40 protein-coding genes are annotated in these 26,107 nt (G+C 46.0%); 8 read left to right on the forward strand and 32 right to left on the reverse strand.

From position 1 onward, the window contains the following. Nucleotides 1-429 precede the first annotated feature (429 nt). On the forward strand, nt 430-1,218 hold the full coding sequence (locus tag Q5L94_RS04050; protein ID WP_317497200.1) for a hypothetical protein: 789 nt from the start codon (nt 430-432) through the stop codon (nt 1,216-1,218). 72 nt (nt 1,219-1,290) lie between these two features. Here the strand turns inward: Q5L94_RS04050 and rplQ are convergent, their stop codons facing one another. The 17 genes from rplQ to rplN all read right to left on the reverse strand — a co-directional run bounded on the left by rplQ (nt 1,291) and on the right by rplN (nt 9,784). Continuing rightward, nucleotides 1,291-1,692, reverse strand: coding sequence for a 50S ribosomal protein L17 (gene rplQ, locus Q5L94_RS04055; RefSeq protein WP_034822551.1), 402 nt, complete (start codon nt 1,690-1,692; stop codon nt 1,291-1,293). A gap of 39 nt (nt 1,693-1,731) precedes the next feature. Next, nucleotides 1,732-2,721 carry a DNA-directed RNA polymerase subunit alpha gene (locus Q5L94_RS04060; protein ID WP_011235123.1) on the reverse strand — a complete coding sequence of 330 codons (990 nt, stop codon included), beginning with the start codon at nt 2,719-2,721 and terminating at the stop codon, nt 1,732-1,734. A 25-nt stretch (nt 2,722-2,746) separates the two neighbouring features. Further along, nucleotides 2,747-3,367 (reverse strand): 30S ribosomal protein S4, encoded by a 621-nt coding sequence (rpsD, locus tag Q5L94_RS04065; protein WP_317497201.1) that lies wholly within the window; start codon nt 3,365-3,367, stop codon nt 2,747-2,749. Nucleotides 3,368-3,395: 28 nt separating this feature from the next. Beyond that, on the reverse strand, nt 3,396-3,785 hold the full coding sequence (rpsK, locus tag Q5L94_RS04070; RefSeq protein WP_011235125.1) for a 30S ribosomal protein S11: 390 nt from the start codon (nt 3,783-3,785) through the stop codon (nt 3,396-3,398). 12 nt (nt 3,786-3,797) lie between these two features. Beyond that, nucleotides 3,798-4,154, reverse strand: a complete 357-nt coding sequence (gene rpsM / locus Q5L94_RS04075) for a 30S ribosomal protein S13 (RefSeq protein WP_011235126.1) — start codon at nt 4,152-4,154, stop codon at nt 3,798-3,800. Between the two features lie 120 nt (nt 4,155-4,274). Further along, a complete protein-coding gene (gene rpmJ / locus Q5L94_RS04080; protein WP_006956433.1) occupies nt 4,275-4,388 on the reverse strand; it encodes a 50S ribosomal protein L36 in 114 nt (37 codons plus the stop codon). A gap of 24 nt (nt 4,389-4,412) precedes the next feature. After that, on the reverse strand, nt 4,413-5,741 hold the full coding sequence (gene secY, locus Q5L94_RS04085) for a preprotein translocase subunit SecY (protein WP_253618605.1): 1,329 nt from the start codon (nt 5,739-5,741) through the stop codon (nt 4,413-4,415). A gap of 5 nt (nt 5,742-5,746) precedes the next feature. Further along, nucleotides 5,747-6,181 (reverse strand): 50S ribosomal protein L15, encoded by a 435-nt coding sequence (gene rplO / locus Q5L94_RS04090; RefSeq protein WP_317497202.1) that lies wholly within the window; start codon nt 6,179-6,181, stop codon nt 5,747-5,749. Nucleotides 6,182-6,184: 3 nt separating this feature from the next. Next, on the reverse strand, nt 6,185-6,367 hold the full coding sequence (rpmD, locus tag Q5L94_RS04095; protein ID WP_011235129.1) for a 50S ribosomal protein L30: 183 nt from the start codon (nt 6,365-6,367) through the stop codon (nt 6,185-6,187). 6 nt (nt 6,368-6,373) lie between these two features. Next, nucleotides 6,374-6,874, reverse strand: coding sequence for a 30S ribosomal protein S5 (gene rpsE, locus Q5L94_RS04100; protein WP_011235130.1), 501 nt, complete (start codon nt 6,872-6,874; stop codon nt 6,374-6,376). 9 nt (nt 6,875-6,883) lie between these two features. After that, nucleotides 6,884-7,237, reverse strand: a complete 354-nt coding sequence (gene rplR, locus Q5L94_RS04105) for a 50S ribosomal protein L18 (protein ID WP_011235131.1) — start codon at nt 7,235-7,237, stop codon at nt 6,884-6,886. Between the two features lie 9 nt (nt 7,238-7,246). Beyond that, entirely contained in the window at nt 7,247-7,780 is a 534-nt protein-coding gene (gene rplF / locus Q5L94_RS04110; RefSeq protein ID WP_317497203.1) for a 50S ribosomal protein L6, read from the reverse strand. Between the two features lie 14 nt (nt 7,781-7,794). Beyond that, entirely contained in the window at nt 7,795-8,187 is a 393-nt protein-coding gene (rpsH, locus tag Q5L94_RS04115; RefSeq protein WP_011235133.1) for a 30S ribosomal protein S8, read from the reverse strand. A 26-nt stretch (nt 8,188-8,213) separates the two neighbouring features. Continuing rightward, nucleotides 8,214-8,519, reverse strand: coding sequence for a 30S ribosomal protein S14 (gene rpsN, locus Q5L94_RS04120; RefSeq protein ID WP_011235134.1), 306 nt, complete (start codon nt 8,517-8,519; stop codon nt 8,214-8,216). Between the two features lie 11 nt (nt 8,520-8,530). Continuing rightward, nucleotides 8,531-9,070, reverse strand: coding sequence for a 50S ribosomal protein L5 (rplE, locus tag Q5L94_RS04125; RefSeq protein ID WP_011235135.1), 540 nt, complete (start codon nt 9,068-9,070; stop codon nt 8,531-8,533). A 20-nt stretch (nt 9,071-9,090) separates the two neighbouring features. Then, on the reverse strand, nt 9,091-9,405 hold the full coding sequence (gene rplX / locus Q5L94_RS04130) for a 50S ribosomal protein L24 (RefSeq protein ID WP_034822544.1): 315 nt from the start codon (nt 9,403-9,405) through the stop codon (nt 9,091-9,093). A gap of 10 nt (nt 9,406-9,415) precedes the next feature. Continuing rightward, a complete protein-coding gene (rplN, locus tag Q5L94_RS04135) occupies nt 9,416-9,784 on the reverse strand; it encodes a 50S ribosomal protein L14 (protein WP_006956444.1) in 369 nt (122 codons plus the stop codon). Between the two features lie 271 nt (nt 9,785-10,055). Between rplN and Q5L94_RS04140 the strand changes: the two genes are divergently transcribed. From Q5L94_RS04140 to Q5L94_RS04165, 6 genes are read left to right on the forward strand one after another with little or no spacing between them, the layout of a single operon-like run. Continuing rightward, the gene (locus Q5L94_RS04140; RefSeq protein ID WP_317497204.1) at nt 10,056-12,845 is read left to right on the forward strand and encodes a monovalent cation/H+ antiporter subunit A; all 2,790 of its coding nucleotides are present in this window, start codon (nt 10,056-10,058) and stop codon (nt 12,843-12,845) included. Continuing rightward, the gene (locus Q5L94_RS04145; RefSeq protein ID WP_011235138.1) at nt 12,845-13,186 is read left to right on the forward strand and encodes a Na+/H+ antiporter subunit C; all 342 of its coding nucleotides are present in this window, start codon (nt 12,845-12,847) and stop codon (nt 13,184-13,186) included. The genes Q5L94_RS04140 and Q5L94_RS04145 overlap by 1 nt, the downstream gene beginning before the upstream one ends. After that, on the forward strand, nt 13,186-14,700 hold the full coding sequence (locus Q5L94_RS04150) for a monovalent cation/H+ antiporter subunit D (RefSeq protein WP_317497205.1): 1,515 nt from the start codon (nt 13,186-13,188) through the stop codon (nt 14,698-14,700). The genes Q5L94_RS04145 and Q5L94_RS04150 overlap by 1 nt, the downstream gene beginning before the upstream one ends. A 5-nt stretch (nt 14,701-14,705) precedes the next feature. Continuing rightward, on the forward strand, nt 14,706-15,194 hold the full coding sequence (locus tag Q5L94_RS04155) for a Na+/H+ antiporter subunit E (RefSeq protein ID WP_317497206.1): 489 nt from the start codon (nt 14,706-14,708) through the stop codon (nt 15,192-15,194). Next, nucleotides 15,188-15,457: a K+/H+ antiporter subunit F gene (locus Q5L94_RS04160; protein ID WP_011235141.1), complete on the forward strand. Its 270-nt coding sequence runs from the start codon at nt 15,188-15,190 to the stop codon at nt 15,455-15,457. Before Q5L94_RS04155 ends, Q5L94_RS04160 begins: the two co-directional genes overlap by 7 nt. 13 nt (nt 15,458-15,470) lie before the next feature. Continuing rightward, nucleotides 15,471-15,863 (forward strand): Na+/H+ antiporter subunit G, encoded by a 393-nt coding sequence (locus Q5L94_RS04165; RefSeq protein WP_011235142.1) that lies wholly within the window; start codon nt 15,471-15,473, stop codon nt 15,861-15,863. Nucleotides 15,864-15,899: 36 nt separating this feature from the next. On the opposite strand, the gene Q5L94_RS04170 is transcribed toward Q5L94_RS04165, so the two are convergent. The 15 genes from Q5L94_RS04170 to dusA all read right to left on the reverse strand — a co-directional run bounded on the left by Q5L94_RS04170 (nt 15,900) and on the right by dusA (nt 25,477). Then, on the reverse strand, nt 15,900-17,315 hold the full coding sequence (locus Q5L94_RS04170) for a carbohydrate porin (protein ID WP_317497207.1): 1,416 nt from the start codon (nt 17,313-17,315) through the stop codon (nt 15,900-15,902). 166 nt (nt 17,316-17,481) lie between these two features. Then, the gene (rpsQ, locus tag Q5L94_RS04175) at nt 17,482-17,745 is read right to left on the reverse strand and encodes a 30S ribosomal protein S17 (protein WP_317497208.1); all 264 of its coding nucleotides are present in this window, start codon (nt 17,743-17,745) and stop codon (nt 17,482-17,484) included. Next, a complete protein-coding gene (rpmC, locus tag Q5L94_RS04180; protein ID WP_317497209.1) occupies nt 17,745-17,936 on the reverse strand; it encodes a 50S ribosomal protein L29 in 192 nt (63 codons plus the stop codon). The genes rpsQ and rpmC overlap by 1 nt, the downstream gene beginning before the upstream one ends. Continuing rightward, complete coding sequence (gene rplP, locus Q5L94_RS04185; protein WP_011235146.1) at nt 17,936-18,349, reverse strand: 50S ribosomal protein L16; 414 nt, start codon at nt 18,347-18,349, stop codon at nt 17,936-17,938. The genes rpmC and rplP overlap by 1 nt, the downstream gene beginning before the upstream one ends. Nucleotides 18,350-18,360: 11 nt before the next feature. Then, on the reverse strand, nt 18,361-19,041 hold the full coding sequence (gene rpsC, locus Q5L94_RS04190; protein WP_317497210.1) for a 30S ribosomal protein S3: 681 nt from the start codon (nt 19,039-19,041) through the stop codon (nt 18,361-18,363). Nucleotides 19,042-19,051: 10 nt separating this feature from the next. Beyond that, complete coding sequence (gene rplV, locus Q5L94_RS04195; protein ID WP_011235148.1) at nt 19,052-19,384, reverse strand: 50S ribosomal protein L22; 333 nt, start codon at nt 19,382-19,384, stop codon at nt 19,052-19,054. A gap of 13 nt (nt 19,385-19,397) precedes the next feature. Further along, entirely contained in the window at nt 19,398-19,676 is a 279-nt protein-coding gene (gene rpsS, locus Q5L94_RS04200) for a 30S ribosomal protein S19 (protein ID WP_126824200.1), read from the reverse strand. Between the two features lie 16 nt (nt 19,677-19,692). Next, nucleotides 19,693-20,517, reverse strand: coding sequence for a 50S ribosomal protein L2 (gene rplB, locus Q5L94_RS04205; protein ID WP_317497211.1), 825 nt, complete (start codon nt 20,515-20,517; stop codon nt 19,693-19,695). Between the two features lie 14 nt (nt 20,518-20,531). After that, the gene (rplW, locus tag Q5L94_RS04210; protein ID WP_317497212.1) at nt 20,532-20,834 is read right to left on the reverse strand and encodes a 50S ribosomal protein L23; all 303 of its coding nucleotides are present in this window, start codon (nt 20,832-20,834) and stop codon (nt 20,532-20,534) included. Beyond that, the gene (gene rplD, locus Q5L94_RS04215; protein WP_110013992.1) at nt 20,831-21,436 is read right to left on the reverse strand and encodes a 50S ribosomal protein L4; all 606 of its coding nucleotides are present in this window, start codon (nt 21,434-21,436) and stop codon (nt 20,831-20,833) included. Before rplD ends, rplW begins: the two co-directional genes overlap by 4 nt. A gap of 18 nt (nt 21,437-21,454) precedes the next feature. After that, the gene (gene rplC, locus Q5L94_RS04220) at nt 21,455-22,093 is read right to left on the reverse strand and encodes a 50S ribosomal protein L3 (protein ID WP_110013991.1); all 639 of its coding nucleotides are present in this window, start codon (nt 22,091-22,093) and stop codon (nt 21,455-21,457) included. Between the two features lie 38 nt (nt 22,094-22,131). After that, nucleotides 22,132-22,443, reverse strand: a complete 312-nt coding sequence (gene rpsJ / locus Q5L94_RS04225; protein ID WP_053954198.1) for a 30S ribosomal protein S10 — start codon at nt 22,441-22,443, stop codon at nt 22,132-22,134. A 209-nt stretch (nt 22,444-22,652) separates the two neighbouring features. Beyond that, on the reverse strand, nt 22,653-23,873 hold the full coding sequence (locus Q5L94_RS04230; RefSeq protein ID WP_317497517.1) for a dipeptidase: 1,221 nt from the start codon (nt 23,871-23,873) through the stop codon (nt 22,653-22,655). Nucleotides 23,874-24,048: 175 nt separating this feature from the next. Next, nucleotides 24,049-24,306 carry a hypothetical protein gene (locus Q5L94_RS04235; protein WP_317497213.1) on the reverse strand — a complete coding sequence of 86 codons (258 nt, stop codon included), beginning with the start codon at nt 24,304-24,306 and terminating at the stop codon, nt 24,049-24,051. Nucleotides 24,307-24,478: 172 nt separating this feature from the next. Beyond that, nucleotides 24,479-25,477 carry a tRNA dihydrouridine(20/20a) synthase DusA gene (gene dusA, locus Q5L94_RS04240; protein WP_317497214.1) on the reverse strand — a complete coding sequence of 333 codons (999 nt, stop codon included), beginning with the start codon at nt 25,475-25,477 and terminating at the stop codon, nt 24,479-24,481. Nucleotides 25,478-25,633: 156 nt separating this feature from the next. On the opposite strand from dusA, the gene zur reads away from it, so the two are divergent. Next, nucleotides 25,634-26,074: a zinc uptake transcriptional repressor Zur gene (gene zur, locus Q5L94_RS04245; protein WP_317497215.1), complete on the forward strand. Its 441-nt coding sequence runs from the start codon at nt 25,634-25,636 to the stop codon at nt 26,072-26,074. Nucleotides 26,075-26,107 lie beyond the last annotated feature (33 nt).

Genomic DNA, 26,107 nt, shown 5'->3' on the forward strand with positions numbered 1-26,107 from the left:
ACAAATATTTCTGTTTGCTTAACTTCTGCAAGTGCCCACACAGTTTGCTTGGCTTGATATAATTGTTAAAGAGCGTTGCTTCTTTCGAAGCAGGGAGGCGTATTCTACACGTCCCTTTCGTTTCGTCAACCCATTTTATCAGCTTTTTTTTCAGCCCGGTTGAAGCAAAACGCCGTTGTCAGAATTTGTTGCAAATACGCTTTGCAGATAACTCATGACAACGGCGGCGAATTATAGTGATCTCTCTGAGCCTTGCAAGATCTTTTTTGAAACAACTAGTTCAACCGAACAAAAATCACTCACATTAAGATTAAAAGCTACACTTAGATTGTTTTTGAGTCTATTTTGTTGCTTTTTTGTGATTTATTTGAACTGTTGTTATATTAAATCACTCTAACTAGTTAGACTCATATAAAAGGCTTAATTTTTATGCGCTGGAAATTAATAACTCTTACCTGTTTACTTGCAGCAACTCTTAGTTCAAGCGCTATACGAACGAGTCATGCTGCTACTTTTGATCGCAGCATTCAAAGCTCGCCTTCCTCTTTAAAGGATACTTACCGAAATATTATCGAAAATCATCTCAATAAAAACTTTTCTATTATGCGCACTGTTCGTATCTTGATTAATAACTACCCCGAACATGCCTCTTATATCGTTAACGCCGCTTTTGACATTAGAGAAAGCAGAGTCAAGGCTATAGTAGTATCAGCAATGCAAGCAGAACCTGCTGTGACTTATACTGTCGTCGACATTGCTATAGCTCGTTACCCAGACTTATCTATGAGCATTGTTGAGGCTGCCATTCAAACCGAACCTGCGTATATTGATGATATCATTACTATTGCATTGCAGCGTCAGCCCGATAAGGCTGAAATTATTATACGCAAGGCTGTCGCGTCTCACCCTGACTTTACTGAATCTGTTTTGAGAACTGCAGCTAAAGAAACTCCGACTTCAATTCTTTCCTCCTTAACTGAGTCGATAAAAGCTCTACCGGAGACAGCGACATCATTAATTTCTGTTATGAAAGATTTTTTTGTGAGTTCAGATCAAGAAAGCATTAATTACCAAATTAGCAAAGAAGATTGGCGAATATTAACTTTGGAAGCTAAACAATCGGGGGTAAGTCGCAAGGAACTTGAATGGTTAGTAAAAGAAGGTTATGTCGAGACGGAAACCCTTGCCAAAATTTTTAACGATGAGCTCCAGAAATAGTTTTTACTATTAAACTTTAGACATAAAAAAGCCGGCTGAAATTGAGCCGGCTTTTTAACTTTTCGAAGCGGTTTACTCAGTAACTTCTTCAGCTACTTCTTCAACTTCTTCAACTTCTGGGCGACCAACTAATTCAATGTAAGCCATTGGAGCGTTATCGCCTGTACGGAAGCCACACTTCATAATGCGAGTGTAACCGCCTGGGCGTTCTTCATAACGCGGGCCTAATTCATTAAACAGCTTGCCAACAACCTCTTTATCACGTGTGCGTGCGAACGCCAGACGACGGTTTGCTACGCTATCTTGTTTTGCCATTGTGATTAAAGGCTCAACAACGCGACGTAACTCTTTTGCCTTTGGCAAAGTCGTCTTGATGATTTCATGACGCACTAAAGAGCTTGCCATGTTACGGAACATTGCCTGACGATGGCTGCTGTTTCGATTTAGTTGACGACCACTCTTACGATGGCGCATACCTATACCCTTCTCAGTAAATCTATTACTAAGGTGAACTTAGTCGTTGTCAATTAAGCTGGCTGGTGGCCAGTTCTCAAGGCGCATGCCCAGAGACAAACCACGTGAAGCCAACACGTCTTTGATTTCAGTCAACGACTTCTTACCCAAGTTCGGAGTTTTTAATAACTCGACCTCAGTGCGTTGTACTAAGTCACCAATGTACTGAATCGCTTCTGCTTTCAAGCAGTTCGCAGATCGAACAGTCAATTCCAAGTCGTCTACCGGACGAAGAAGAATCGGATCGAATTCCGGTTTCTCTTCTTTTTCTTCCGGCTCACTTATGTCACGAAGTTCAACAAAAGCATCCAACTGTTCAGCTAAAATTGTTGCTGCACGGCGGATTGCTTCTTCTGGATCCAATGTACCATTGGTTTCCATTTCGATGACCAGCTTGTCTAAGTCAGTGCGTTGTTCAACACGAGCCGCATCTACAGAATATGCGATGCGTTCTACCGGGCTAAACGACGCGTCGACTAAAAGACGACCGATTGGACGTTCATCATCATCAGCGGACTGACGAGATGCCGCAGGCACGTAACCACGACCACGTTCGACTTTTACTCGCATTACAAGTTCATAGTCGCCTGTCAGATGACAAATAACGTGCTCAGGATTAACGATTTCAACATCACCGTCATGGGTGAAATCGCCTGCTGTTACAGGACCTGCTCCGGATTTATTCAAAGTCAGAGTTGCTTCATCTTTACCTTCAACGCTTACTGCCAGCCCTTTCAGGTTCAATAAAACTTCAATGACATCTTCCTGAACGCCCTCTTTGCTGCTGTATTCGTGCAGCACGCCATCGATTTCAACCTCAGTCACTGCACAGCCTGGCATTGACGATAGTAAAATGCGACGTAACGCATTACCTAGTGTATAACCAAAGCCGCGTTCCAGAGGCTCCAGTGTCACCTTGGCATGAGTCGGGCTGATTTGCTCGATGTCGACTAACCTCGGCTTTAGGAATTCGGTAACAGAACCCTGCATTGTGTCCTCTCTCTATGCTTAAGCTTTACTTAGAGTAAAGCTCTACGATCAACTGTTCGTTAATTTCAGCAGACAAGTCACTACGTTCTGGAAGACGTTTAAATGCACCTTCCAATTTGTTGTTGTCTACTTCTATCCAGACTGGCTTCTCACGTTGTTCCGCAAGCTCCAGTGCTGCTCCGATACGTGCTTGTTTCTTCGCTTTTTCACGAACAGAAACGACGTCTTCAGGACGAACCTTGAACGATGGAATGTTCACTACCTGACCATTCACAACAACTGCTTTGTGACTGACCAGCTGACGAGCTTCTGCGCGTGTTGACGCAAAACCCATGCGATACACTACGTTATCCAAGCGCTGTTCCAGCAACTGCAACAGGTTTTCACCGGTATTGCCTTTCAGTCGTGCAGCTTCTTTGTAGTAGTTACGAAATTGCTTTTCCAGTACGCCGTACATACGACGAACTTTCTGTTTCTCACGCAACTGAACACCGTAGTCTGACAAACGACCGCGACGCGCGCCGTGTTGTCCTGGTGCAGTGTCGATCTTACATTTAGAATCGATTGCGCGAACGCCGCTTTTCAGGAACAAATCTGTTCCTTCGCGACGGCTCAGCTTGAGCTTTGGACCCAAATATCTAGCCATGATCTTTCTCCAACTATCGATTCACGCCTTAAACGCGACGTTTCTTAGGCGGACGACAACCGTTGTGAGGAATCGGTGTCACATCGGTAATATTTGTGATTTTGTAACCAACGGCGTTCAGGGCACGAATCGATGATTCACGACCTGGGCCTGGACCATTCACAAATACTTCCAGGTTTTTCAGTCCGTATTCCTTCGCCATTTCACCTGCACGTTCTGCTGCAACCTGTGCTGCAAACGGCGTTGACTTCCGTGAACCACGGAACCCTGATCCACCTGCGGTAGCCCACGCTAATGCGTTACCCTGGCGATCAGTAATGGTAATAATGGTGTTGTTGAAAGATGCATGCACATGAGCCATGCCATCGGCGACCTGCTTTTTAACGCGCTTTCGAGAGCGAGTTGGTGTTTTAGCCATTACTCCATCCCCCTATTTCTTAATTGGTTTGCGCGGACCTTTACGAGTGCGCGCATTTGTTTTAGTGCGCTGCCCACGTAGAGGTAAGCTACGACGATGACGAAGTCCACGGAAACATCCGAGGTCCATCAAACGTTTAATGTTCATAGATACTTCACGACGCAAGTCGCCTTCTACGGCGAACTTTGATACGGCGTCACGAAGCGCGTCCAGTTTGTCTTCTGACAATGAACCAATCTTAGTGTCTTCAGCAATACCCGTGGCAGCAAGAATCTGCTGTGAACGAGTACGGCCAACACCGTAGATTGCAGTCAAAGCTATGACTGCATGCTTATTGTCAGGAACGTTAATGCCAGCGATACGGGCCACTAACACGTCTCCTTCAGTTTGTAGGCTTCAGTTGAAAAGCCCGTTAGGATACTCAACCGATTGCCGAATTGCAAATACTTCAAAGGCTGCGGCGATTAAGCCGCAAGCCTTTCCTTCGAATCAACCTTGTCGTTGCTTATGCTTAGCATCAGTACAAATAACGCGAACTACACCGTTACGCTTGATGATTTTGCAGTTACGACAGATTTTCTTCACGGAAGCACGAACTTTCATTGCTACTCTCCGTTCTACCCAATCTTACCGGCCGTAGCCTTTCAGATTGGCTTTTTTCAGGACAGAGTCATATTGATGCGACATCATATGAGTCTGAACCTGTGCCATAAAGTCCATGATAACAACTACGATAATCAATAAAGATGTACCGCCGAAGTAGAATTGCACATTCCATGCAATCATCATGAACTCCGGAACCAAACAGACAAAGGTAATGTACAGTGCGCCTGCTAAAGTTAAACGCGTCATTACTTTATCGATGTATCTTGAGGTTTGTTCACCTGGGCGAATACCCGGAATAAACGCACCCGACTTCTTCAAGTTGTCAGCTGTTTCGCGAGGGTTAAATACCAACGCAGTATAGAAGAAACAGAAGAAGATTATCGCAGCCGCGTACAATAACACATATAACGGCTGACCGGGAGACAATGTCATCGATACTTGCTGCAAAATGTCTGCAACCGCACCGTCACCAGAGCCAAACCAAGTGGCGATGGTACCCGGAAATAAAATAATACTTGACGCAAAAATTGGTGGAATAACACCAGCCATATTAACTTTCAATGGCAAGTGCGTGCTTTGCGCAGCAAATACTTTACGACCTTGTTGACGCTTCGCATAGTTAACAACGATACGACGTTGTCCACGCTCCACAAAAACAACGAAATAAGTTACTGCTAAAACTACAACCCCAATTAATAACAACAATAACAGGTGCAAGTCACCTTGACGCGCTTGTTCAGCCGTTTGGCCGATAGCGGAAGGTAATCCTGCAACAATACCCACAAAGATCAGGATAGAGATACCGTTGCCTATACCACGCTCAGTAATCTGTTCGCCTAACCACATAAGGAACATGGTTCCTGTGACTAAGCTCACCACAGCAGTGAAATAGAAGCCGAAGCCAGGGTCTATTACTAGCCCGGGCATTAAATTTGGCAAGCCTGTAGCTATACCAATCGACTGGAACGTTGCCAGTATTAAAGTACCCCACCGCGTATACTGGTTAATCTTACGACGACCAGATTCACCTTCTTTCTTAAGCTCTGCCAAACGTGGATGTACCACGCTTGCCAACTGCATAATAATCGAAGCCGAAATATACGGCATAATACCTAATGCAAATACTGACGCACGCTCTAAAGCACCACCGCTGAACATGTTAAACATGGCAACGATGGTATCTTTCTGCTGTTCGAATAGCTGAGCCAATACAGCGGCATCAATACCAGGAATAGGCACAAAGGAGCCCGCTCGGAAAACGATAATCGCTCCTAACACAAACAACAGGCGACGCTTAAGTTCCGACAAGCCACCTTGCGCTCGATTTGATTCCAATCCTGGTTTAGCCATTTGCTCTATCCTTCGATTTTGCCGCCAGCAGCTTCAATAGCTTCGCGAGCGCCTTTGGTGACTTTAAGACCTTTTACAGTCACAGCACGACTTAGCTCACCAGATTTGATGACTTTAGCGTGTAGTACGTTCTTACGAACGAGACCTGCTGCTTTCAAAGTCGCCAGTTCAACGGTATCACCGTCAACCCTCGCGATTTCTGCCAAGTTTACTTCTGCAGTGACCATAGCCTTGCGAGAAGTAAAACCAAATTTAGGCAGACGACGTTGAATTGGCATTTGTCCGCCTTCGAAACCTGGCTTAACTGAGCCACCAGAGCGAGACTTCTGCCCTTTGTGACCACGGCCGCCAGTCTTTCCAAGACCTGAACCTATACCACGCCCAACGCGCTTTTTGCTGCTTTTTGCACCAGGTGCGGGAGCAAGTGTATTAAGTTCCATCGCTTATCCCTCCACCTTAATCATGTAATTAACTCGGTTCACCATACCGCGGACTGCAGCAGTGTCTTCCAACTCTACTGTGTGACCAATGCGGCGGAGACCCAAGCCACGTAGTGTAGCTTTATGCTTCGGCAAACGACCGATAGAGCTACGCGTCTGTGTTACTTTGATTGTCTTTTTCGCCATTGTTCACTACCCCAGTATTTCGTCAACGCGCAATCCACGCTTCGCCGCAACTTGCTCCGGCGATTTCATGCCGTTCAACGCTTTAATAGTCGCGCGAACAACGTTGATTGGGTTGGTTGAACCATATGCCTTTGACAGCACGTTATGAACACCTGAAACTTCCAGAACCGCACGCATTGCACCACCAGCGATGATACCCGTACCTTCTGAAGCAGGTTGCATGTATACCTGTGAACCTGAATGACGTCCTTTAACAGGATGCTGTAAAGTGTCGCCTTTCAGTTGAACGGTAACCATATTGCGACGTGCTTTTTCCATTGCTTTTTGAATAGCAGCGGGTACTTCACGCGCTTTACCATAACCAAAACCGACTTTACCTTTACCGTCGCCAACTACAGTCAGTGCAGTGAAGCTAAAGATACGACCACCTTTAACAACTTTTGCTACACGATTTACTGTAATCAACTTCTCTATCAGTTCACCGGTTTGAGCTTCTACATTTGCCATGTTCGTCTCCTAGAACTGAAGTCCGGCTTCACGAGCTGCGTCCGCTAATGCGGCTACGCGACCGTGGTATTTAAAACCACTACGATCGAAAGAAACGTTTTTAACGCCTTTTTCAATCGCTCGTTCAGCGATAGTTTTGCCCACGACTTTGGCTGCGTCTACATTACCTGTAGATTTAAGCCCTTCGCGGACACTTTTCTCTGCAGTCGATGCGGCTGCCAGCACTTCAGAACCGTTAGGTGCGATCAACTGCGCGTAAATATGCCGTGGTGTACGGTGAACGACCAGGCGATTTGCACCCAACTCTTTAATTTGTTTACGTGCGCGAGTAGCACGACGTAAGCGAGCTGCTTTATTGTCCATCGTATTACCCTACTTTTTCTTGGCTTCTTTACGGCGCACTTGCTCGTCAGCATAACGGACACCTTTGCCTTTATAAGGCTCAGGTTTACGGTATGCACGAATGTTAGCGGCAACTTGACCAACTAACTGCTTATCTGCACCTTTAACGACGACTTCAGTCTGAGTCGGAGTATCGATTGTGATCCCCTCAGGAATCTCGAACTCCACAGGATGCGAAAAGCCTAGCGTCAGGTTTAGTTTTTTACCTTGTGCTTGCGCACGGTAACCAACACCTATCAACTGTAACTTACGCTCGAATCCTTTAGTGACTCCGACCACCATGTTTTGCAACAATGCGCGAGCCGTACCAGCTTGAGCTGTTGAGTTAGCAACACCTTCACGGGCGTTAGTACGTAACTCACTCTCATCTTTTACCAGTTCAACTGCATCGTTTACAACACGACTCATTGAGCCTTGGGCACCTTTAATCGTGACTTCCTGGCCATTTAGCGTAACTTCAACGCCAGCAGGAATTTCAATGGGTGCTTTAGCAACACGTGACATTTCCTACCTCCTAATTACGCTACGTAACCGATAATTTCGCCACCAAGACCAGCTTGGCGAGCGGCACGATCAGTCATCAGGCCTTTAGACGTCGAAACTACTGCGATGCCAAGGCCACCCATTACGTTAGGCAACTCGTTGCGTTTCTTATAGATACGCAGACCGGGGCGACTAACGCGCTCGATTGTTTCAATTACTGGCTTGCCTTCGAAATACTTTAATTCGACTTCAAGCTCAGGTTTAACAGTACTCTCGGCACTGTAACCAGTAATAAAACCTTCTTCTTTCAGAACTTGAGCAATCGCCACTTTCTGCTTAGAAGACGGCATTTTAACCGTTACTTTGTTAGCACCTTGAGCGTTGCGAATGCGTGTGAACATATCCGCAATTGGATCTTGCATGCTCATATTTGCTTTCTCCCGTGATTCGTGGCTTACCAGCTAGCTTTTTTCAAGCCAGGAATTTCACCGCGCATCGCCATCTCACGGACCTTGATTCGGCTCATGCCGAATTTACGAAGGAAACCATGAGGACGACCAGTTATACGACAACGGTTACGTTGACGCGTCGGACTGGCATCACGTGGGAGCTGTTGCAACTTAAGTACGGCTTCCCAACGCTCTTCGTCTGATGCTTTAGGGTCATTAATGACCGTTTTCAGTGCGTTGCGTTTTTCTGCGTATTTTGAAGCGATTTTAGCTCGCTTCACGTCACGCGCTTTCATTGACTGTTTTGCCATAACTCTACACCTTACTTTCTGAACGGGAAGTTAAAGGCAGCTAGCAAAGCACGAGCTTCGTCATCTGTGCCAGCATTTGTGGTAATGGTGATATCCAGACCACGTACCTTGTCGACTTTGTCATAGTCGACCTCCGGAAAGATGATCTGCTCACGAACACCCATGCTGTAATTACCACGACCATCGAACGATTTAGGGTTCAGGCCGCGGAAGTCACGGATACGTGGGATTGCAATCGAAATTAAGCGTTGCAAAAAGTCCCACATGCGCTCGCCGCGCAGAGTTACTTTACAGCCAATCGGGAAGCCTTCACGGACTTTGAAACCGGCGACAGACTTGCGTGCCACAGTACGAATTGGCTTTTGACCAGAGATAGCCTCTAGGTCAGCCACTGCGTTATCAAGTACTTTTTTGTCAGCCAGAGCTTCACCAACACCCATATTAAGGGTGATTTTATCAATCCGAGGGACTTGCATGACGCTGTTGTAGCTGAACTCTTTCATAAGCTCAGGAACTACCGATTCTCTGTAAAAATCATGCAGTTTCGCCATCGTAAAACTCCAAGTTTGAATTAAATGATTGCGTTGTTCGATTTGAAGAAGCGAACTTTCTTGCCATCTTCAATACGAAATCCAACACGATCTGCTTTACCTGTCTCTGGGTTAAGGATCGCTACGTTCGAAATGTGGATTGCTGCTTCTTGTTCAACGATGCCACCAGATTCACCTAGAGCCGGATTTGGCTTTTGGTGTTTCTTGACTACGTTGACGCCTTCCACGATCACGCGATCTTTATCGGTAAGAACTTTTAGGACTTTGCCTTGCTTGCCCTTGTCCTTACCTGCCAGGACGACTACTTCGTCATCACGTTTAATTTTTGCCGCCATAATTGACTCCTTATAGTACTTCTGGTGCCAGCGAGATAATCTTCATAAACTGCTCTGAACGCAGTTCACGAGTTACCGGCCCGAAAATACGTGTGCCAATGGGCTGTTGGTTGTTATTCAACAACACAGCCGCGTTGCGGTCAAAACGGATGACCGACCCGTCTTGTCGACGGACGCCTTTTCTGGTGCGAACGACCACCGCATTCACTACATCGCCTTTCTTCACCTTACCGCGCGGAATTGCTTCCTTGACAGTAACTTTGATGATATCGCCGATGTTTGCGTAGCGACGGTGCGAACCACCTAGAACCTTAATACATTGTACGCTGCGCGCGCCGGAGTTATCGGCAACGTCCAGGGTAGTTTGCATTTGGATCATTTCAGTGCCCCGCTTAGTTAAAAAAACAGACCCTCTCGGGTCGTGCTGCCTTTGGTTTTTCCCTTATAAAAAGGGTCGCGAAGTGTAACAGATAAATTTTGGAAGTGGTAGGGTAATCTCAGAAAATTTCGTAGGTGTAAGGTGAATTCACCATCTAAAGAGTTTAGTTTAGTTGGATTGCGGCAGAACCAATGGTAAATTCAATACTTTACGTTGCTCAGGTAAGTATACCTTATTATAAGAGCACAGGCTGACTTGGGACTTCTATGGTATGAATCTGCTATTCATTATTTTTGCCCCATTCTTTGGTGCGCTCTTACCGCTATTATTTAAACAAGCGTCGCGACCGATAAAGACTGGGATTACATTACTTGTTCCTATTTTCTGCTTAATTGTTTTGTTTCAGTACGTACCCGCAACGCTCGCCGGTGAAGTACCCAAACAACTGGTGGAATGGTTGCCGGGTATAGGGCTTGATTTCGCCGTGCGCCTGGATGGTTTGTCACTGCTTTTTGTAAGTCTCATATTAGGCATAGGTGTTCTGATTATTGGGTATGCCCACTACTATTTGAGCAGTAACGACGACGAATCCCGTTTTTACGCATGCCTGCTTTTATTCATGTCCTCGATGCTGGGCATCGTTATGGCAGATAATATCTTATTAATGTGGGTATTCTGGGAACTGACCAGCATTTCTTCCTTTTTACTTATCGGTTATTGGTTCCATAGCAGTGATGCCCGCCGCGGTGCCCGCATGGCATTGGCAACCACCGGCGCAGGAGGTCTGGCGCTCTTAGCCGGATTACTAATAATTGGGCACATAGCCGGCGGCTATCAATTGGATACCGTATTCGCCGCAGCAGACCAGATAAAGGCGCACGCGTACTATGTTCCGGCCTTAGTACTCGTTCTTTTAGGAGCCTTTACTAAATCAGCCCAGTTTCCATTTCAATTTTGGCTACCACATGCCATGGCAGCACCCACTCCTGTTAGTGCGTACTTACACTCGGCGACCATGGTAAAAGCTGGTATCTTTCTATTAGCACGTTTTCATCCAGTATTAGCTGAAACTGAGCTGTGGTTTACTCTGGTTACATTGACTGGCTTAATTACCATGTTAGTCGGCGCTTACTTTGCTTTGCTAAAGCACGACCTGAAAGGGTTACTCGCTTTCTCTACTGTAAGCCACCTGGGTCTTATCTGTATGCTACTGGGGATAGGCACCCAAGGGGCCGTAATAGCCGCGCTATTTCATGTTATTAACCATGCTTTCTTTAAAGCAGCACTATTCATGACCGCGGGTATTATTGACCATGAGTCCGGCACTCGTGATATGCGTAAACTGCAAGGGCTTATGAGCCTGATGCCAATAACCGCTACTCTCGCCATGATCGTAGCGGCCTCAATGGCTGGAATCCCGCCATTTAACGGGTTTATGTCTAAAGAACTCTTCCTGGATCAGGCTCTACAGCAACATTTATTCGGCGGACTGTCATGGTTTATTCCTATATTGGCGACTGTGGGTGCCATGCTGTCAGTGGCTTACTCCATTCGATTTATTCACGATGTTTTCTTTAATGGAGACTATAAAGAGCTACCAAAAAAACCACATGACCCACCGCGCATGATGTCTGCACCTGTTGCTATTCTGGGATTGCTGTGTATCGCTATCGGCATCGCGCCAATGACCATGGTCTCGGGTATACTTGACCAGGCTGCCGCGGCTGTTACAGGCTCTCCTGTTGAAGTAAAGCTATCGCTTTGGCACGGCTTTAACATGCCTCTATTAATGAGCGCAGTCGCAGTGGTTGGCGGCATTTTGATATACCTTTCCCGCGATCAGCTGTTTACGTTTAATCGTCAATTTGACGGCCAGGACGCTAAACACAATTTTGAACGGCTTGTGCAAAAAACTTCTGATGCCGCAGCTAATTTCTACGAGCGCTTAGACACAGGTTCCTTGCAACGCTACATTGCTTTCGTTCTTATCAGCGTTATTGTCGTGTTACTTCCTTCGCTAAGTGACCTAAGTGTGGTGACCGGTGGCAAACCGCAACTGCCTGTTGATATGGTTAGCATAGTTGGTGCTGTTGTCCTGATATCCGCAGCATTTGCCACCGCGACACTGCATCGCAATCGCTTTGTGATGTTAATGATGCTATCAGTGGTTGGATTGGTTGTGTCGTTAGCTTTCGCGCACTTCTCCGCACCGGATCTGGCCATGACTCAGTTGGTAGTCGAAGTGGTCAGTATTATCCTAATGATACTGGCGTTGTTCTTTATGCCACAAAAAACCAGTCGGGCTTCTTCTGGCCACCGAGTTTTTCGTGACATCATCATTGCCAGCTTTATTGGCGGCATTGTCGCTACCTTAAATTTCGCAATACTAACCTCACCATTTGAAAGCATCTCGGACTTTTTCCTTGCGAATGCCAAATCCGGTGGTGGTGGAACCAACGTCGTAAACGTCATTCTGGTGGACTTTCGTGGTTTCGATACCTTAGGTGAAATTACCGTTCTGGCAATAGCTGCTGCAGGTATTCATAAACTGCTTAATAAGCTAAAACCCTTTATGCCTTCCAGTGATATTGACGGACGCCCCTGGCATAGAATTAGACACCCGTTGATGCTAACGACTGTTGCCAACATTATTTTACCCATGGCGATGGTAGTTGCAGCCTATATTTTCCTAAGAGGTCACAACTTACCGGGTGGTGGTTTTATCGCAGGCCTGATAGTCGCGTCGGCCATGATCCTGCAGTACATAGCGAATGGCGTTGACTGGATGAAAGAACGCTTTAGCGTTAATTATCAATCTCTAATGTCGTTTGGTGTTTTGATTGCGGTGCTTACCGGGCTTGGTAGCTGGCTGTTTGGCAAGCCTTTCCTGACTTCCTGGTTTACCTATTTAGACTGGCCACTGGTTGGTAAATTTGAATTTGCGACGGCATTACTCTTCGATCTTGGTGTTTTCCTGACGGTTATTGGCGCCACTATGATGATTTTAAGTAACTTCGGGAAGATGACGACACGTCATCGCCCAACGCATGAGGGGCATTAATGGAAACTTTATATTCTGTTACCGTTGGCATTTTAACCGCATGCAGTGTGTTTCTCATTCTGCGCGGCCGTTCGTTTCCTGTGGTCGTCGGCATTACCATGCTGTCTTATGCCGTTAATTTATTTCTATTTTCAACCGGTCGTCTGACAATAGACGGAGCACCAATTTATGGTACTCAGGAAACCTATGCCGACCCTTTACCTCAGGCTCTGGTTCTTACCGCTATTGTTATCGGTTTCGCCATGACAGCCTACTCAATTATTCTGGCAGTTCGCGCCCGAGGCGAGATAGGAACAGACGAAGTGAACCAGCAAGATAACAGCACGGAGGGCAACCGCTAATGTGGCAACAACATTTGGCGATACTTCCTATTTTGGTGCCATTAATGGCAGCGCTGCTACAACTTCTTCCATGGGGAGACAGACCTCAGCCAAAACGCAGGGTTATAGGCCTGCTGTCCAGTATATTAACTTTGATAGCGAGTATCGCCCTACTCGTCCAGATTAATCAGGACCAGATGATTGTTTATGCTTTAGGCAACTGGTCTGCGCCATTTGGAATTGTCCTGATGGTGGACAAACTTAGCGCTCTGATGATGCTGGTAACAGCTATACTCGCATTACCTGTACTCATCTACGGATGTTATGCCGAAGATAATCTTGGCTCACACTTTCAGGCGTTATTTCAGTTTCAGGTGATGGGCATTATGGGGGCTTTTGCTACCGGCGATATTTTCAACTTATTCGTCTTCTTCGAAGTCCTACTGATTTCCTCGTACGCACTATTAATGCACGGTGGAGGAAAATTTCGTTTACGCACGACCTTACACTACGTATTGCTGAACCTGTTGGGGTCTGCTCTTTTCTTAATTGGTATTGGCACTCTATACGGCGTTACCGGCACATTGAATATGGCTGATCTTGCCACGCAAGTTCAGCAATTAAGCGGAGACCAGGCCGCCTTAGCTAAAGCTGGTGGCATGATGCTATTGATAGTATTCGGCATTAAAGCCGCTATTCTGCCGCTCCACTTTTGGCTGCCTCAGGCTTATTCCACAACAACCGGAGTTGTTGCTGCCCTTTTCGCAATAATGACAAAAGTTGGGGTTTACGCAATAGTTCGCGTCTATACACTCATTTTTGGCCCTGAAGCTAATGAACTCGCCCTCATTGCACATGACTGGCTGTGGGTTATGGGCCTCATAACCATGCTCGCCGGCACCATCGGAGTTATCGGAGCTCGAGATTTGCGCTTGCTTGTGGCCTATTTAGTCGTCACCTCAATCGGCACGCTTATCGCAACCTACAGTTTAAATGGAATAGCGACAACAGGCGCCATGCTGTTTTATTTAATCCACTCAACCTTTATAACTGGTGCATTATTCTTACTGGCCGACCTTATAGCGTTCGAACGCGGTAAAACCGCATCGCGTATCGTATCCGGCAAGAAAATGGCTAATCACTCTACGTATTCAGTCATGTTTTTAATTGCTGCAATAGCAATAATCGGTTTACCGCCTCTGTCAGGTTTTGTCGGGAAACTAATGATTATGGAATCGGCAAGCCCAACCGCGGCGAGTTTTTGGCTGTGGGGAGCCTTGTTAGGTGCGACTCTAGTTATGCTAATTTCAGTCACACGAGCGGGAAGTAAAATGCTTTGGCATACCCTGTCGGGTAAAGCAAATGAACAGTCTGCTCCTTTAGGAAAGAGAGCAGCTGTGGTTATACTTCTGTCGTTATCGGTTGTTATGACATTATTTGCCAGCCCAATACGTAACTATACCGATGATGTCGCTGAACAGCTTTACGACATAAGCCAGTACCCATCACGCGTGCTGACGAAAGGAGTGGAATAATTACTATGAAAAAGCTATTTCCGACACCTTTGTTATCTTTTTTCTTATTGACGCTATGGGTGTTGTTATTTAACTCAGTTTCGCCCGGGGTGATCATACTGGGCGCTTTATTTTCCTGGTTTATTCCATTTTTATTCCGTAACGCCTGGCCCAACTTTGCAAAGGTTAAGCGACCGGACCTTGCTGTCGTTTACTTTTTTATTCTGTTAAACGACATTGTTGTGGCTAACTTTAAAGTTGCCGTTATGATTATTGGGAAACCTCGTTCCATCAAACCTGCGATGTTTGTTTTTCCACTGGATATGAAAGAGGAACTTCCGGTTACTCTTCTTGCTAGTACCATAACATTGACGCCAGGCACGGTATCTTGTGAAATTACTCGGGGGCGTAAAGGTATTCTTATTCACGCATTCTCAGAAGAAAGCCCGGAAGAAGTGATAAAAACGATTCGAAACCGCTACGAGCGTCGCCTGAAGGAGATATTCCAATGTTAACGACGGTACTGCACATTGCCTTCTTGTTATTCAGTTTATCGGTATTAATGAATTTCTGGCGCCTTATTAAGGGACCGGATCTACCGGACAGAATACTGGCGCTGGATACGATTTACATTAATTCACTGGCTTTACTGCTGTTGTTGGGTATGTACCAAAACACGCAAACCTATTTTGAAGCTGCGTTACTCATTGCCATGTTCGGTTTTGTCGGCACCATCGCAGCAGGTAAGTTTTTACTGCGTGGCGACTTAATAGAATAAAGAGGAAAACCTTATGGATGCATTGAACCAATTACCAGCATGGTCACAGTGGCTAGCGGCCTTCTTTATCTTATTAGGCGCTATATTTGCCTTTATTGGCTCTTTGGGGTTAGCCATACTTCCTGACTTTTTTACCCGTTTACACGCGCCCACTAAGAACACCACAATAGGCATTGGCGGCATAGTCATTGCTTCTATTCTTATTACTTCGGTACAAGGGTCGATTAACCTGAACGAACTTCTTATTGCCATATTCCTATTTTTGACGGCACCTATCAGCGCCCACATTATGGCTAAAGCCGCATTACATACAGAACTAAAAATGTTTAATCGAACAAAAGACTTTCGTCAGGAAGGGGATTCTTACGAGCATATATTGCCCAATAAAAAAGACATGGAACCCTGAAGTTCCATGTCTTTCGCTGTCAAAATTTAGATAGCTTTAGAAATAATAACCGAAGTTAATGTTAAAGCGGTCATTGACCTCACCACCATCGGTCGCGGTATTACCACCAATAAACGGCTGGTTTTTTGCTCTTACGTAGTCAACGTAAGTATAAAAGCCACCGCCTGCTGCAACTGCAACCCCTAAAACATTCATCCAGGTATCATCTTGATAACCCATTTTATCGGTCATTAAGCTGTGGTCATTATAGAAAGTTAAGCTTGTCAGAGGCCCAATATCTACCGGTAAAGTATAAGCAACGTTGGCTGTATACAGTTTGGCTTCAGTAGGAATTGCGTCGTAATAAGCGTAAGCTGCCATGTAAACACCACGGTTTTCCAGTTTTATATCGTAGTCATAGTCTGAATACTGTAACTGTACGTTCCACGGTCCGTTATTGTAGACACCGTGTGCGGCCCAGGCCATGCGATTACCAACATTCTGATTCTCATACGCCTGTGCATCTGTAAAGCCTTCAGCAGCCGTTCCTGAATACAAATTCCCGCCTTGCAAAGACACACCAAGCTCTAAGTTTTCATCATCGCTGAAGCTAAACTTACGCGCGGTTCTGAAAGCGTAGCTGTTACTTTCGCCTACAGGCAGGCCCGGTTCATCGTAAGCGTCCTGACCGGGCAACCGAATACCCACGGTGTCGTAATTATAGCGCGCGGTACGATCAGATGTTGAGCCGTCGATGCCGCCCTGCTCGTCTGATTTCAGGTAAGCTAAATCGAAATCCCATTCATCGCCACGGTATTTAAACCGAATACCGTTATCATGTTCATCTTCTAGGCCAACATAGAAAGTACTATTAAAGAAATAGCTGTGAGAGTTGTAAGGCATGTTACCAAATGGAATTTTTACAACGCCAACCTGCCCTTGCAGTTTATCGGTGAAGTCATAACCAAACCAGGCGTGTTTGACAACGTCCTGATAATTAAACCAACGATACTCAGCAGAAAGGATGACACCTCCCATTTCTCCATCAAAATTCAGACGGAAAATATCGAAATCCAAATCGCCACCGCGGTTTGCGTTCCCTGAGGTGTTATAATCACTGTACTCATACTGAAAGCGAACCGCGCCATGAACCTTTATTGGCCAATTTTCGTTCTCTTCCGTTTTCTTTTCCAGCTCGTCTAAACGCGCATGAACTCCGGAGTCGTAGACAACTCTGCGGTTCGAACTGCTTTCTTTGCTGGCAGTTTCATTGCCTTTTTTTACTTCTCGTTCTTTTACAACAACGACTTCTTCTTTCTCACGCTCTTCTTTTTCTTCGAGCCGTTTCTCCAACTGAGCTAAGCGTTCTTTTAACGCCTGCATTTCCTGTTCAACCGAATTACTATCTTGAGGGGCAGCAATTACCGGACTCGCTGCAAGCACTGTAGCTGCAAAAAATAAACTTTTTGACATGAATTGTCTCCCTTTGAGAACTACGCGTTGGTGTGCGTATTTATTATTTCTTATGTTAAAAAGAAATTTATTCAATTTCAGATGTTTGTACTAAACCTATTAAGGTTTAGATCAAAAAAAAAGCCTCCGCAAGGGAGGCTTTTTAATTTCTTATCGCTATCTGCGTTTAGACAACAGTAGCGCGCTCAACGACTTCTTCCAGAGCCCAAGATTTATTCTTAGACAGCGGACGACATTCGCGAACAATCACGGTATCGCCGACTTTAACCTGGTTTTCTTCGTCATGCGCATGTACTTTAGTTGTACGCGTGATGTACTTCCCGTATACCGGGTGCTTTACACGACGTTCAACAGCTACAGTGATGGTTTTATCCATCTTATCGCTGACAACTTTGCCTTGCAGAGTACGAACACGTTTTTCATCAGTCATTACGCACCTGCCTTCTCATTTAAGATGGTTTTAACACGTGCGATATCACGACGCACTTGTTTCATCATGTGAGTCTGATTCAGCTGACCAGTTGCTGCCTGCATGCGCAGATTAAACTGCTCACGACGCATGCCTAACAACTCTTCTTGCAGCTGCTCAACGGTTTTATCTTTCAGTTCACTTGCTTTCATCACATTACCGTCCGAGTCACAAAAGTGGTTTTGAAAGGCAGTTTACGCGCCGCAAGGCGGAACGCTTCACGTGCCAACTCTTCAGGAACACCGTCCATTTCATACAGAACGCGACCTGGTTGAATCTGAGCAACCCAGTATTCGACGTTACCTTTACCTTTACCCATACGAACTTCTAAAGGCTTTTTAGTAATAGGTTTGTCAGGGAATACACGGATCCAGATCTTACCTTGACGCTTAACGTGACGAGTCATTGCACGACGGCCTGCTTCGATTTGACGCGCGGTCATACGACCACGGTCAGTAGCTTTTAAACCAAAAGTACCGAAGCTGACTTTGTTACCAGACTGCGCCAGACCACGGTTGCGGCCTGTGTGAACCTTACGGAATTTTGTACGCTTAGGTTGTAACATATCGTCTCTCCTTACTTACGGTTCTTGCCGCGCTTAGGAGCTGGCTTTTCTTCAGTTGGAAGTCCACCAAGAACTTCACCACGGAAAATCCAGACCTTAACACCGATGATACCGTAAGTGGTGTTCGCTTCTGAGGTCGAGTAGTCGATGTCTGCACGCAATGTGTGCAGCGGTACACGGCCTTCACGATACCACTCAGTACGTGCAATTTCTGCGCCGCCTAAACGACCACTCACTTCAACTTTGATACCTTTGGCACCTAAGCGAATAGCGTTTTGAACAGCACGTTTCATAGCACGACGGAACATGACACGACGTTCCAACTGACCAGAAATGTTGTCAGCTACCAGCTGCGAATCCAACTCAGGCTTACGAACTTCTGAGATATTGATTTGCGCAGGAGCACCTGTCAATTTAGAAACTTGCTTACGCAGTTTTTCTACGTCTTCGCCTTTTTTACCGATAACCACGCCAGGACGTGCAGTGTGAATAGTCACACGAACGCTCTTAGCTGGACGATCGATAACGATACGAGAGACTGATGCATTGCGCAGTTCTTTAGTCAGGAACTTACGTACCTGAAAATCACTGTGCAGATTATCAGCGAACTCATTTGTATTCGCATACCAGGTTGCATTCCATGGTCTGGAGATACCTAGGCGAATACCATTAGGATGTACTTTCTGACCCATAATTTATCTCCTAGCTATCTGACACGACCACAGTAATGTGGCTGGTGCGCTTAAAGATACGATCGGCACGGCCTTTCGCCCGTGGCTTGATGCGCTTCATAGTAGGACCTTCGTCTAAAAAGACTCGGCTCACTTTGAGCTCATCAATATCCGCACCTTCGTTATGTTCCGCGTTCGCGATTGCTGACTCAAGAACTTTCTTGATTAAGCCAGCAGCTGCTTTGGGGCTGTATGCGAGGATATCCAGTGCTTTTTCTACCGGAAGTCCACGGATTTGGTCTGCGACCAAACGGCCCTTCTGCGCTGAAACGCGGGCAAATTGGTGTTTAGCAATTGCTTCCATCACTCTCTACCTCTTACCGTTTCTTCGCTTTCTTATCAGCAGCATGGCCGCGATAAGTACGGGTTGGCGCGAATTCGCCTAGTTTATGACCGATCATTTCGTCTGTCACGAAGACAGGAACGTGCTGACGACCGTTGTGAACAGCGATTGTCAGGCCGATCATATCTGGGATGATCATTGAACGACGGGACCAAGTTTTAATTGGCTTTTTATCCCCGGCTTCCAACGCTTTCTCCACCTTATTTAGCAGGTGAAGGTCAATAAATGGACCTTTTTTAAGAGAACGTGGCATGTTTTATCCTCAACTCTTATTTGTTGCGACGGCGTACGATGAACTTATCAGTACGCTTGTTTTTACGGGTTTTGTAGCCCTTGGTCGGTGTGCCCCATGGCGTCACAGGATGACGTCCACCAGAGCTACGGCCTTCACCACCACCGTGAGGGTGATCAACTGGGTTCATCGCCACACCACGAACGGTCGGACGAATACCACGCCAGCGGTTTGCACCGGCTTTACCCAATTGACGCAGCATGTGTTCTGCGTTACCTACTTCACCGATAGTTGCACGACCTTCAGACTGAACGCGACGCATCTCACCTGAACGCAAACGAACAGTAACATAAGCACCGTCACGCGCAAGAATCTGGCAATAAGCACCCGCTGAACGAGCCATTTGTGCGCCTTTACCTGGCTGTAACTCTACCGCGTGAACAACACTACCCACAGGGATGTTGCGCATTGGCAGGCAATTACCAGGTTTAATTGGTGCATCAACACCAGACTGGATACGATCGCCTACTGATAGGTTTTTCGGAGCCAGAATGTAACGGCGTTCACCGTCAGCATACAAAACTAAAGCGATATTCGCTGAACGGTTAGGATCGTATTCGATACGCTCAACCTTTGCAGGGATACCATCTTTATTACGTTTAAAGTCGATTACACGGTAGTGGTGTTTATGACCACCGCCAATGTGACGAACCGTGATACGACCGTTATTGTTACGACCACCAGATTTGCTGTTCTTTTCCAGCAATGGTGCGTAAGGCTTGCCTTTGTACAGGTCCTGACCGACGACTTTAACGACGTGGCGTTGACCCGGAGACGTAGGCTTACTCTTAACTACAGCCATGTTTATTCCTCCTGTTACTCAGCGCCGCCTGAGAAGTCAATGTCAGCACCTTCTTCCAAGGCAACATACGCTTTCTTCCAGTCACTGCGTTTCCCGAAACGAGAACCAGTGCGCTTGGTTTTACCCTTCACGTTGACTGTACGTACGTTTTTGACTTCAACTTCAAACAATTTTTCGACAGCCGCTTTGATTTCGGTTTTAGTCGCATCAACAGCCACTTTAAAAACAACCGTGTTGTTATTTTCAGCAGTGTTAGTCGATTTTTCCGAAACGTGAGGTGCTAAAATCACTTTAAGCAAACGTTCTTCGCGCATCATGATAACACCTCCTCAAGCTGCTTGACGGCGTCAGCAGTCATCAGCACTTTCTCGAAAGCTATCAGACTGACAGGGTCAATACCCTGAACATCACGCACGTCGACTTTATGCAAGTTGCGAGAAGCTAAGAACAGATTCTCATCAACTTCTTTTGTCACGACCAAAACATCGTTCAGATCCATTTCTTTCAGTTTCGCTGCCAGTTGCTTTGTTTTTGGTTCATCAACACCAAACTTCTCAACAACAATCAAACGTTCCTGACGAATCAGTTCCGACAAAATGCTTTTAATCGCACCGCGGTACATTTTTTTGTTTACTTTCTGGCTGTGATTTTGCGGTTTAGCTGCAAAAGTCGCACCACCAGAACGCCAGATAGGACTACGGATTGTACCTGCACGAGCACGACCAGTACCTTTTTGACGCCAAGGCTTCTTACCACCACCGGCTACTTCAGAACGAGTTTTCTGAGCTTTTGTGCCCTGACGAGCACCTGCAGCGTAAGCTACAACTACTTGATGGACAAGGGCTTCATTAAACTCACGTCCAAAGGTAGCTTCGGAAACCTCAAGAGCGCCTTTTGCGTCTTTCAATGTTAATTCCATCACTATTCTCCTCAGACGTTATGCCTTGACCGCTGGTTTAACGATCACATCACTTCCGGTTGCACCCGGGACCGCACCTTTGATCAACAACAAGCTGCGCTCTGCATCAACCCGAACTAATTCAAGTGATTGCGTAGTGACTTGCTCATTACCCATCTGGCCAGCCATTTTCTTGCCTTTGAATACTTTACCAGGCGACTGGTTTTGACCGATTGAACCCGGTGCACGGTGAGATAATGAGTTACCATGAGTAGCGTCCTGCATGCTGAAGTTCCAGCGCTTCACAGTACCGGCAAAGCCTTTACCTTTTGAAGTACCAGTAACGTCTACTTTGTTAACTTCTGCAAAAATATCAACAGTCAGTTCAGAACCTACTGCGTAATCTTCGCCTTCGCCATTTTGCAGGCGGAATTCCCAAAGACCACGACCAGCCTCTGTACCAGCTTTAGCAAAATGACCTGCTAAAGGCTTGGTTACACGGCTCGCTTTCTTCTCGCCTGTGGTTACTTGAAGGGCACGGTAACCGTCAGTGTCATCAGATTTAATCTGAGTCACACGGTTCGCCAGCACTTCGATCACAGTAACAGGAACAGAAGCGCCGTCTTCCTGGAAGACACGCGTCATTCCTACTTTACGACCGACTAGACCTATAGCCATTGTTAAAACCTCTCGTGTGTAATCCTATTACTGCCCACTTAACCCAAGCTGATCTGTACATCAACACCAGCTGCCAAATCTAAACGCATAAGCGCGTCAACCGTTTTGTCAGTAGGGTCCATGATATCAATCAGACGCTTGTGGGTGCGGATTTCGTACTGGTCACGCGCGTCTTTATTTACGTGTGGTGAAGTCAGCACGGTGAAACGTTCTTTCCGTGTTGGCAGTGGGATAGGACCACGTACCTGAGCACCAGTGCGTTTTGCAGTTTCAACAATCTCTGCAGTCGACTGGTCGATCAGACGGTGATCGAACGCTTTCAAACGAATCCGAATTCTTTGATTAGCCATAAATAAATCAAAGCCTCAATAAAAGAGCATTTAAAAAAGAGCACAGAAAATCGCAACCTCCCTGGCACATACCGGGGGTGCGTTTTTCTACGTCAAGCATTCAGTCCCCAATCGGGACTGTTGTCGAACGTCTTCTACACGGCAAAAGCCGATAAACTTCAAAAGACGTGGCCGCGAATTATACTGATTCACGGCCTGGTGTCAAGCCCTTAATGTGTTTTGGCGTAGTCTTCTACTTGCTCCCAAACTCGCATTAAATTACCGCCCAGAATCATTTCAATTTCTTTATCTGAGTATCCTCTGTCCATCAACCCCTGAACAAGATTTGGATAGGTAGATACATCTTTTAGTCCAACCGGCAAAGAGTCACCAACCCCATCATAGTCTGAGCCAATGCCAATATGCTCCACACCGATTAAATCACGAACATGATCAATATGCTCCAGAACGGTATCTAAAGTAGCGAACGGATAAGGATTGTTTGCTTCAATCTCTTCTATACGGCGCTTCGCTTCTTCACTTCCCTCGCCATACTGTTCTTTTACCGCAGCAATACGCTTTCTCATCATGTCACGGTAACGGTTTGCCTGCTCTGCCAAAAACGACGAACCAAAGTTAATTTGGATAACGCCTTCATTTTTAGCCAAGGCTTTCAGCATGTCATCACTCATATTACGTTCAAAGCCAGGAGTGTAAGAACGCAGCGACGAATGCGACGCGATGACCGGAGCCTCACTAATTTCAACCGCCTGGTAAAATGCATCATCGGAAATATGCGACACATCGACCATAACGCCGACATTATTCATTTCTTTGACCAATTCTTTACCAAATGGGCTTAAGCCATCCCATTGACGGCGAATGTCATAAGAAGAGTCCGAAATGTGATTAGATAATGAGTGAGCCAGAGTAATGTAACGAATACCGCGCTCATAGAACATATGCAGGTTGGCGAGATCCCCTTCGATAGGAGTACCGTTTTCCATACCCAAGGCAATTGACATTAAGCCCTGCTCTTTATTTTCGCGGATGTCATCAGTGCTATAAGCCATTGCGAACTTATCTGGCGCACGTCCGACTAGCGCTTCCATACCGTCGATAAGCTCATGAGCCAACTGAACACTGCCACCACTCTCTTCATAAGAGGCCGGAATATAAATAGACATAAACGGGGCATCGAGGCCACCCTCTACTGCCCGTGGGTAGTCAAAATCCCCTTTTGCAGTGGCCTCTGTTACATCTTCCCACTTATCATGAATTCGATAAGGTACATCAATATGTGTGTCTATCAGCAAATACTGCTTCGCCAGTTTTTCAGCTTTATTACTAGCGGTATATTCCGCTTGTTCAGAACCGCTGGTTGCAGCTTGCCCTGCTGTTGCACAACCGGTAATAACTGCCAGCACAGAAGCGGCTATCAGAGACTTCATCATACGTATTCCTCTTTTTATTTTTATATGAAGATATACGCAGAGTAGCAAAAGTCTAGCTGTGCCGCATTACTGATGCGCTGAAACTTATAAGAGCACCGACAATCAAGGTTCCTAATACCGGCGCCGCCAGCCAAATGAGCCACCACTGATCTAATAAAATCACGGGGGCTCCTTACTGAGTCTGCTTATTCTTTTGTTCGGAAGTTTCGGTCTGAGTTTCAGCGAGTTTTAAGTCGGGCATAAACTCTATAACCCATTCTTCAATTGACTCTGAAACCGACTGTTTGACGTTTTGCATCGCTTCTTCAGACATTTCAGCAATCTGAGCTTGAAGCTCAGCAGTGATAGAATCTCTACTCTCATCGGCAGCTGAGACCGATGCACTGAACAACATAATACCACTGGCAACACTTACGATTAACGCTTTCATGATTTTCTCCTTTGAATAAATGACAGTGCGTTAGTTAAGTCACACTATGTAATTCAAAGGTTGTGCCATCTTTTTAAATATTGCTAAGCAGTTGTTCTATAATAACTTTTTATTTTCAACTGAAAGAAAGAAGATTTTCCAGATTAGTGTTTTTCACCAACTTTTAGTCAATTTATGACGTTAATGATGACACATGCTGGCTGTGATCGTCGCGAAATGCCAGAGCACCATAAAGCAGTTGTTCGGCGCTGGTGGCTCTGGGGCCTTTCACACTAAGATACTGGCGCCACCGCTTACCTCCGGTCATTCCCTGAAACAGCCCCAGCATGTGACGAGCCACATGCCAGGCACGCCCACCCTGTCGAATATGATTGTCAATATAAGGTATCATAGCGGTAACCACAGCCTCACGGGTTAACTCTGGCGGCTTCGTTTCACTCAAAGAATCAAGCTCAGTAAGTAACCAGGGATTTTGGTAGGCTGCCCGGCCGATCATCACGCCATGAACCTGATCTAAATGTTGCTTAACTTCGTGCAAGTCGACAATTCCGCCGTTAATCGCAACAGGTACATCAGGGTATCTTTTCTGGGCTAGGTAAACCCGTTCGTACTGCAATTCAGGAATATCCCGGTTTTCTTTCGGACTAAGGCCTTGCAGCCAGGCTTTACGGGCATGCAAAGTCAGCTGATCAACACCGGCAGCTACAACGGCATCGGTCAATTCATATAGAAAATCGTCGGAATCCTGATGATCAATGCCCAGACGGGTTTTTACGGTAATCGGAATATCAGTTACTGCTTTCATTGCCTTTACGCATTCTGCAACCTTTTCCGGTTGAGCCATCAAGCACGCGCCAAAGCTACCATTTTGCACTCGATCAGATGGGCAACCGACATTAATATTAACCTCATCGTACCCCCGCTCTTGTGCCAAACGCGCGCATTGGGCCATAGCCGCGGGCTCCGAACCGCCAAGCTGCAAAGCAACCGGATGTTCCTCTGAATTGAATGACAGAAAATCCTGCTGACCAAAAATAATCGCTCCAGTCGTTACCATTTCGGTGTAAAGCAAGGTATTCCCAGTTAGGAGGCGATGAAAATACCGGCAATGGCGATCGGTCCAGTCCAGCATCGGTGCTACAGAAAGCTTGTAAGAATATGGTTCGGTCAAAACATCCACCCGGTAAACAGTTAACTGCAAAGTCAGTATATTTAGACGGCTATTTTAACTCAGAATACGCCAGTAAGCAGCCTCTTCCGTAAAACCCTTTTCCTTGCCGTTAAAACTCTCTACAATGGCTGAAATGGTTATAAATTGTAGTCAATAATGAAAGCTCAAGAAGCACAACGACTTATACAAAAAGCTGAAAAACTGTGCCAACAACGTGGTGCTCGCCTGACAAATGCCCGCCGTGAAGTTTTCGCGATACTCGCAGAGCATTCAGGAGCCGTCGGCGCGTATGATTTACTTGATCAACTGCGGGAAGTCATGCCCAATGCGAAGCCTCCGACTATCTACCGCGCTTTAGACTTTTTACAAGAACAAGGCTTTGTTCATAAAATCACTTCGTCGAATAGTTTTGTTCTTTGCTCGCATTTCGACCATCAACATCCAGTTCAAATGTTAATCTGCAGTTCCTGCGGCGACGTCCAGGAAATTCAGTCCGAAGGGGTTTATGACGAATTGAAACGTCAGGCCGAAGATCACGGTTTTAAGGTTCAGAGTCAAACTATAGAAGCCCATGGTTTGTGTACCAAATGCCTTTAACTTATAACGCCATTAAATAATAACAACAGGTAA

Source organism: Idiomarina sp. Sol25, assembly GCF_033052775.1.
Classification (GTDB): Bacteria; Pseudomonadota; Gammaproteobacteria; order Enterobacterales; family Alteromonadaceae; genus Idiomarina.

Coding starts and splice junctions, on each gene's coding strand:
- Q5L94_RS04050 (WP_317497200.1), top strand. CDS start 430: ATGCGCTGGAAATTAATAACTCTTACCTGTTTACTTGCAGCAACTCTT.
- rplQ (WP_034822551.1), bottom strand. CDS start 1,692: ATGCGCCATCGTAAGAGTGGTCGTCAACTAAATCGAAACAGCAGCCAT.
- Q5L94_RS04060 (WP_011235123.1), bottom strand. CDS start 2,721: ATGCAGGGTTCTGTTACCGAATTCCTAAAGCCGAGGTTAGTCGACATC.
- rpsD (WP_317497201.1), bottom strand. CDS start 3,367: ATGGCTAGATATTTGGGTCCAAAGCTCAAGCTGAGCCGTCGCGAAGGA.
- rpsK (WP_011235125.1), bottom strand. CDS start 3,785: ATGGCTAAAACACCAACTCGCTCTCGAAAGCGCGTTAAAAAGCAGGTC.
- rpmJ (WP_006956433.1), bottom strand. CDS start 4,388: ATGAAAGTTCGTGCTTCCGTGAAGAAAATCTGTCGTAACTGCAAAATC.
- secY (WP_253618605.1), bottom strand. CDS start 5,741: ATGGCTAAACCAGGATTGGAATCAAATCGAGCGCAAGGTGGCTTGTCG.
- rplO (WP_317497202.1), bottom strand. CDS start 6,181: ATGGAACTTAATACACTTGCTCCCGCACCTGGTGCAAAAAGCAGCAAA.
- rpmD (WP_011235129.1), bottom strand. CDS start 6,367: ATGGCGAAAAAGACAATCAAAGTAACACAGACGCGTAGCTCTATCGGT.
- rpsE (WP_011235130.1), bottom strand. CDS start 6,874: ATGGCAAATGTAGAAGCTCAAACCGGTGAACTGATAGAGAAGTTGATT.
- rplR (WP_011235131.1), bottom strand. CDS start 7,237: ATGGACAATAAAGCAGCTCGCTTACGTCGTGCTACTCGCGCACGTAAA.
- rplF (WP_317497203.1), bottom strand. CDS start 7,780: ATGTCACGTGTTGCTAAAGCACCCATTGAAATTCCTGCTGGCGTTGAA.
- rpsH (WP_011235133.1), bottom strand. CDS start 8,187: ATGAGCATGCAAGATCCAATTGCGGATATGTTCACACGCATTCGCAAC.
- rpsN (WP_011235134.1), bottom strand. CDS start 8,519: ATGGCAAAACAGTCAATGAAAGCGCGTGACGTGAAGCGAGCTAAAATC.
- rplE (WP_011235135.1), bottom strand. CDS start 9,070: ATGGCGAAACTGCATGATTTTTACAGAGAATCGGTAGTTCCTGAGCTT.
- rplX (WP_034822544.1), bottom strand. CDS start 9,405: ATGGCGGCAAAAATTAAACGTGATGACGAAGTAGTCGTCCTGGCAGGT.
- rplN (WP_006956444.1), bottom strand. CDS start 9,784: ATGATCCAAATGCAAACTACCCTGGACGTTGCCGATAACTCCGGCGCG.
- Q5L94_RS04140 (WP_317497204.1), top strand. CDS start 10,056: ATGAATCTGCTATTCATTATTTTTGCCCCATTCTTTGGTGCGCTCTTA.
- Q5L94_RS04145 (WP_011235138.1), top strand. CDS start 12,845: ATGGAAACTTTATATTCTGTTACCGTTGGCATTTTAACCGCATGCAGT.
- Q5L94_RS04150 (WP_317497205.1), top strand. CDS start 13,186: ATGTGGCAACAACATTTGGCGATACTTCCTATTTTGGTGCCATTAATG.
- Q5L94_RS04155 (WP_317497206.1), top strand. CDS start 14,706: ATGAAAAAGCTATTTCCGACACCTTTGTTATCTTTTTTCTTATTGACG.
- Q5L94_RS04160 (WP_011235141.1), top strand. CDS start 15,188: ATGTTAACGACGGTACTGCACATTGCCTTCTTGTTATTCAGTTTATCG.
- Q5L94_RS04165 (WP_011235142.1), top strand. CDS start 15,471: ATGGATGCATTGAACCAATTACCAGCATGGTCACAGTGGCTAGCGGCC.
- Q5L94_RS04170 (WP_317497207.1), bottom strand. CDS start 17,315: ATGTCAAAAAGTTTATTTTTTGCAGCTACAGTGCTTGCAGCGAGTCCG.
- rpsQ (WP_317497208.1), bottom strand. CDS start 17,745: ATGACTGATGAAAAACGTGTTCGTACTCTGCAAGGCAAAGTTGTCAGC.
- rpmC (WP_317497209.1), bottom strand. CDS start 17,936: ATGAAAGCAAGTGAACTGAAAGATAAAACCGTTGAGCAGCTGCAAGAA.
- rplP (WP_011235146.1), bottom strand. CDS start 18,349: ATGTTACAACCTAAGCGTACAAAATTCCGTAAGGTTCACACAGGCCGC.
- rpsC (WP_317497210.1), bottom strand. CDS start 19,041: ATGGGTCAGAAAGTACATCCTAATGGTATTCGCCTAGGTATCTCCAGA.
- rplV (WP_011235148.1), bottom strand. CDS start 19,384: ATGGAAGCAATTGCTAAACACCAATTTGCCCGCGTTTCAGCGCAGAAG.
- rpsS (WP_126824200.1), bottom strand. CDS start 19,676: ATGCCACGTTCTCTTAAAAAAGGTCCATTTATTGACCTTCACCTGCTA.
- rplB (WP_317497211.1), bottom strand. CDS start 20,517: ATGGCTGTAGTTAAGAGTAAGCCTACGTCTCCGGGTCAACGCCACGTC.
- rplW (WP_317497212.1), bottom strand. CDS start 20,834: ATGATGCGCGAAGAACGTTTGCTTAAAGTGATTTTAGCACCTCACGTT.
- rplD (WP_110013992.1), bottom strand. CDS start 21,436: ATGGAATTAACATTGAAAGACGCAAAAGGCGCTCTTGAGGTTTCCGAA.
- rplC (WP_110013991.1), bottom strand. CDS start 22,093: ATGGCTATAGGTCTAGTCGGTCGTAAAGTAGGAATGACGCGTGTCTTC.
- rpsJ (WP_053954198.1), bottom strand. CDS start 22,443: ATGGCTAATCAAAGAATTCGGATTCGTTTGAAAGCGTTCGATCACCGT.
- Q5L94_RS04230 (WP_317497517.1), bottom strand. CDS start 23,873: ATGAAGTCTCTGATAGCCGCTTCTGTGCTGGCAGTTATTACCGGTTGT.
- Q5L94_RS04235 (WP_317497213.1), bottom strand. CDS start 24,306: ATGAAAGCGTTAATCGTAAGTGTTGCCAGTGGTATTATGTTGTTCAGT.
- zur (WP_317497215.1), top strand. CDS start 25,634: ATGAAAGCTCAAGAAGCACAACGACTTATACAAAAAGCTGAAAAACTG.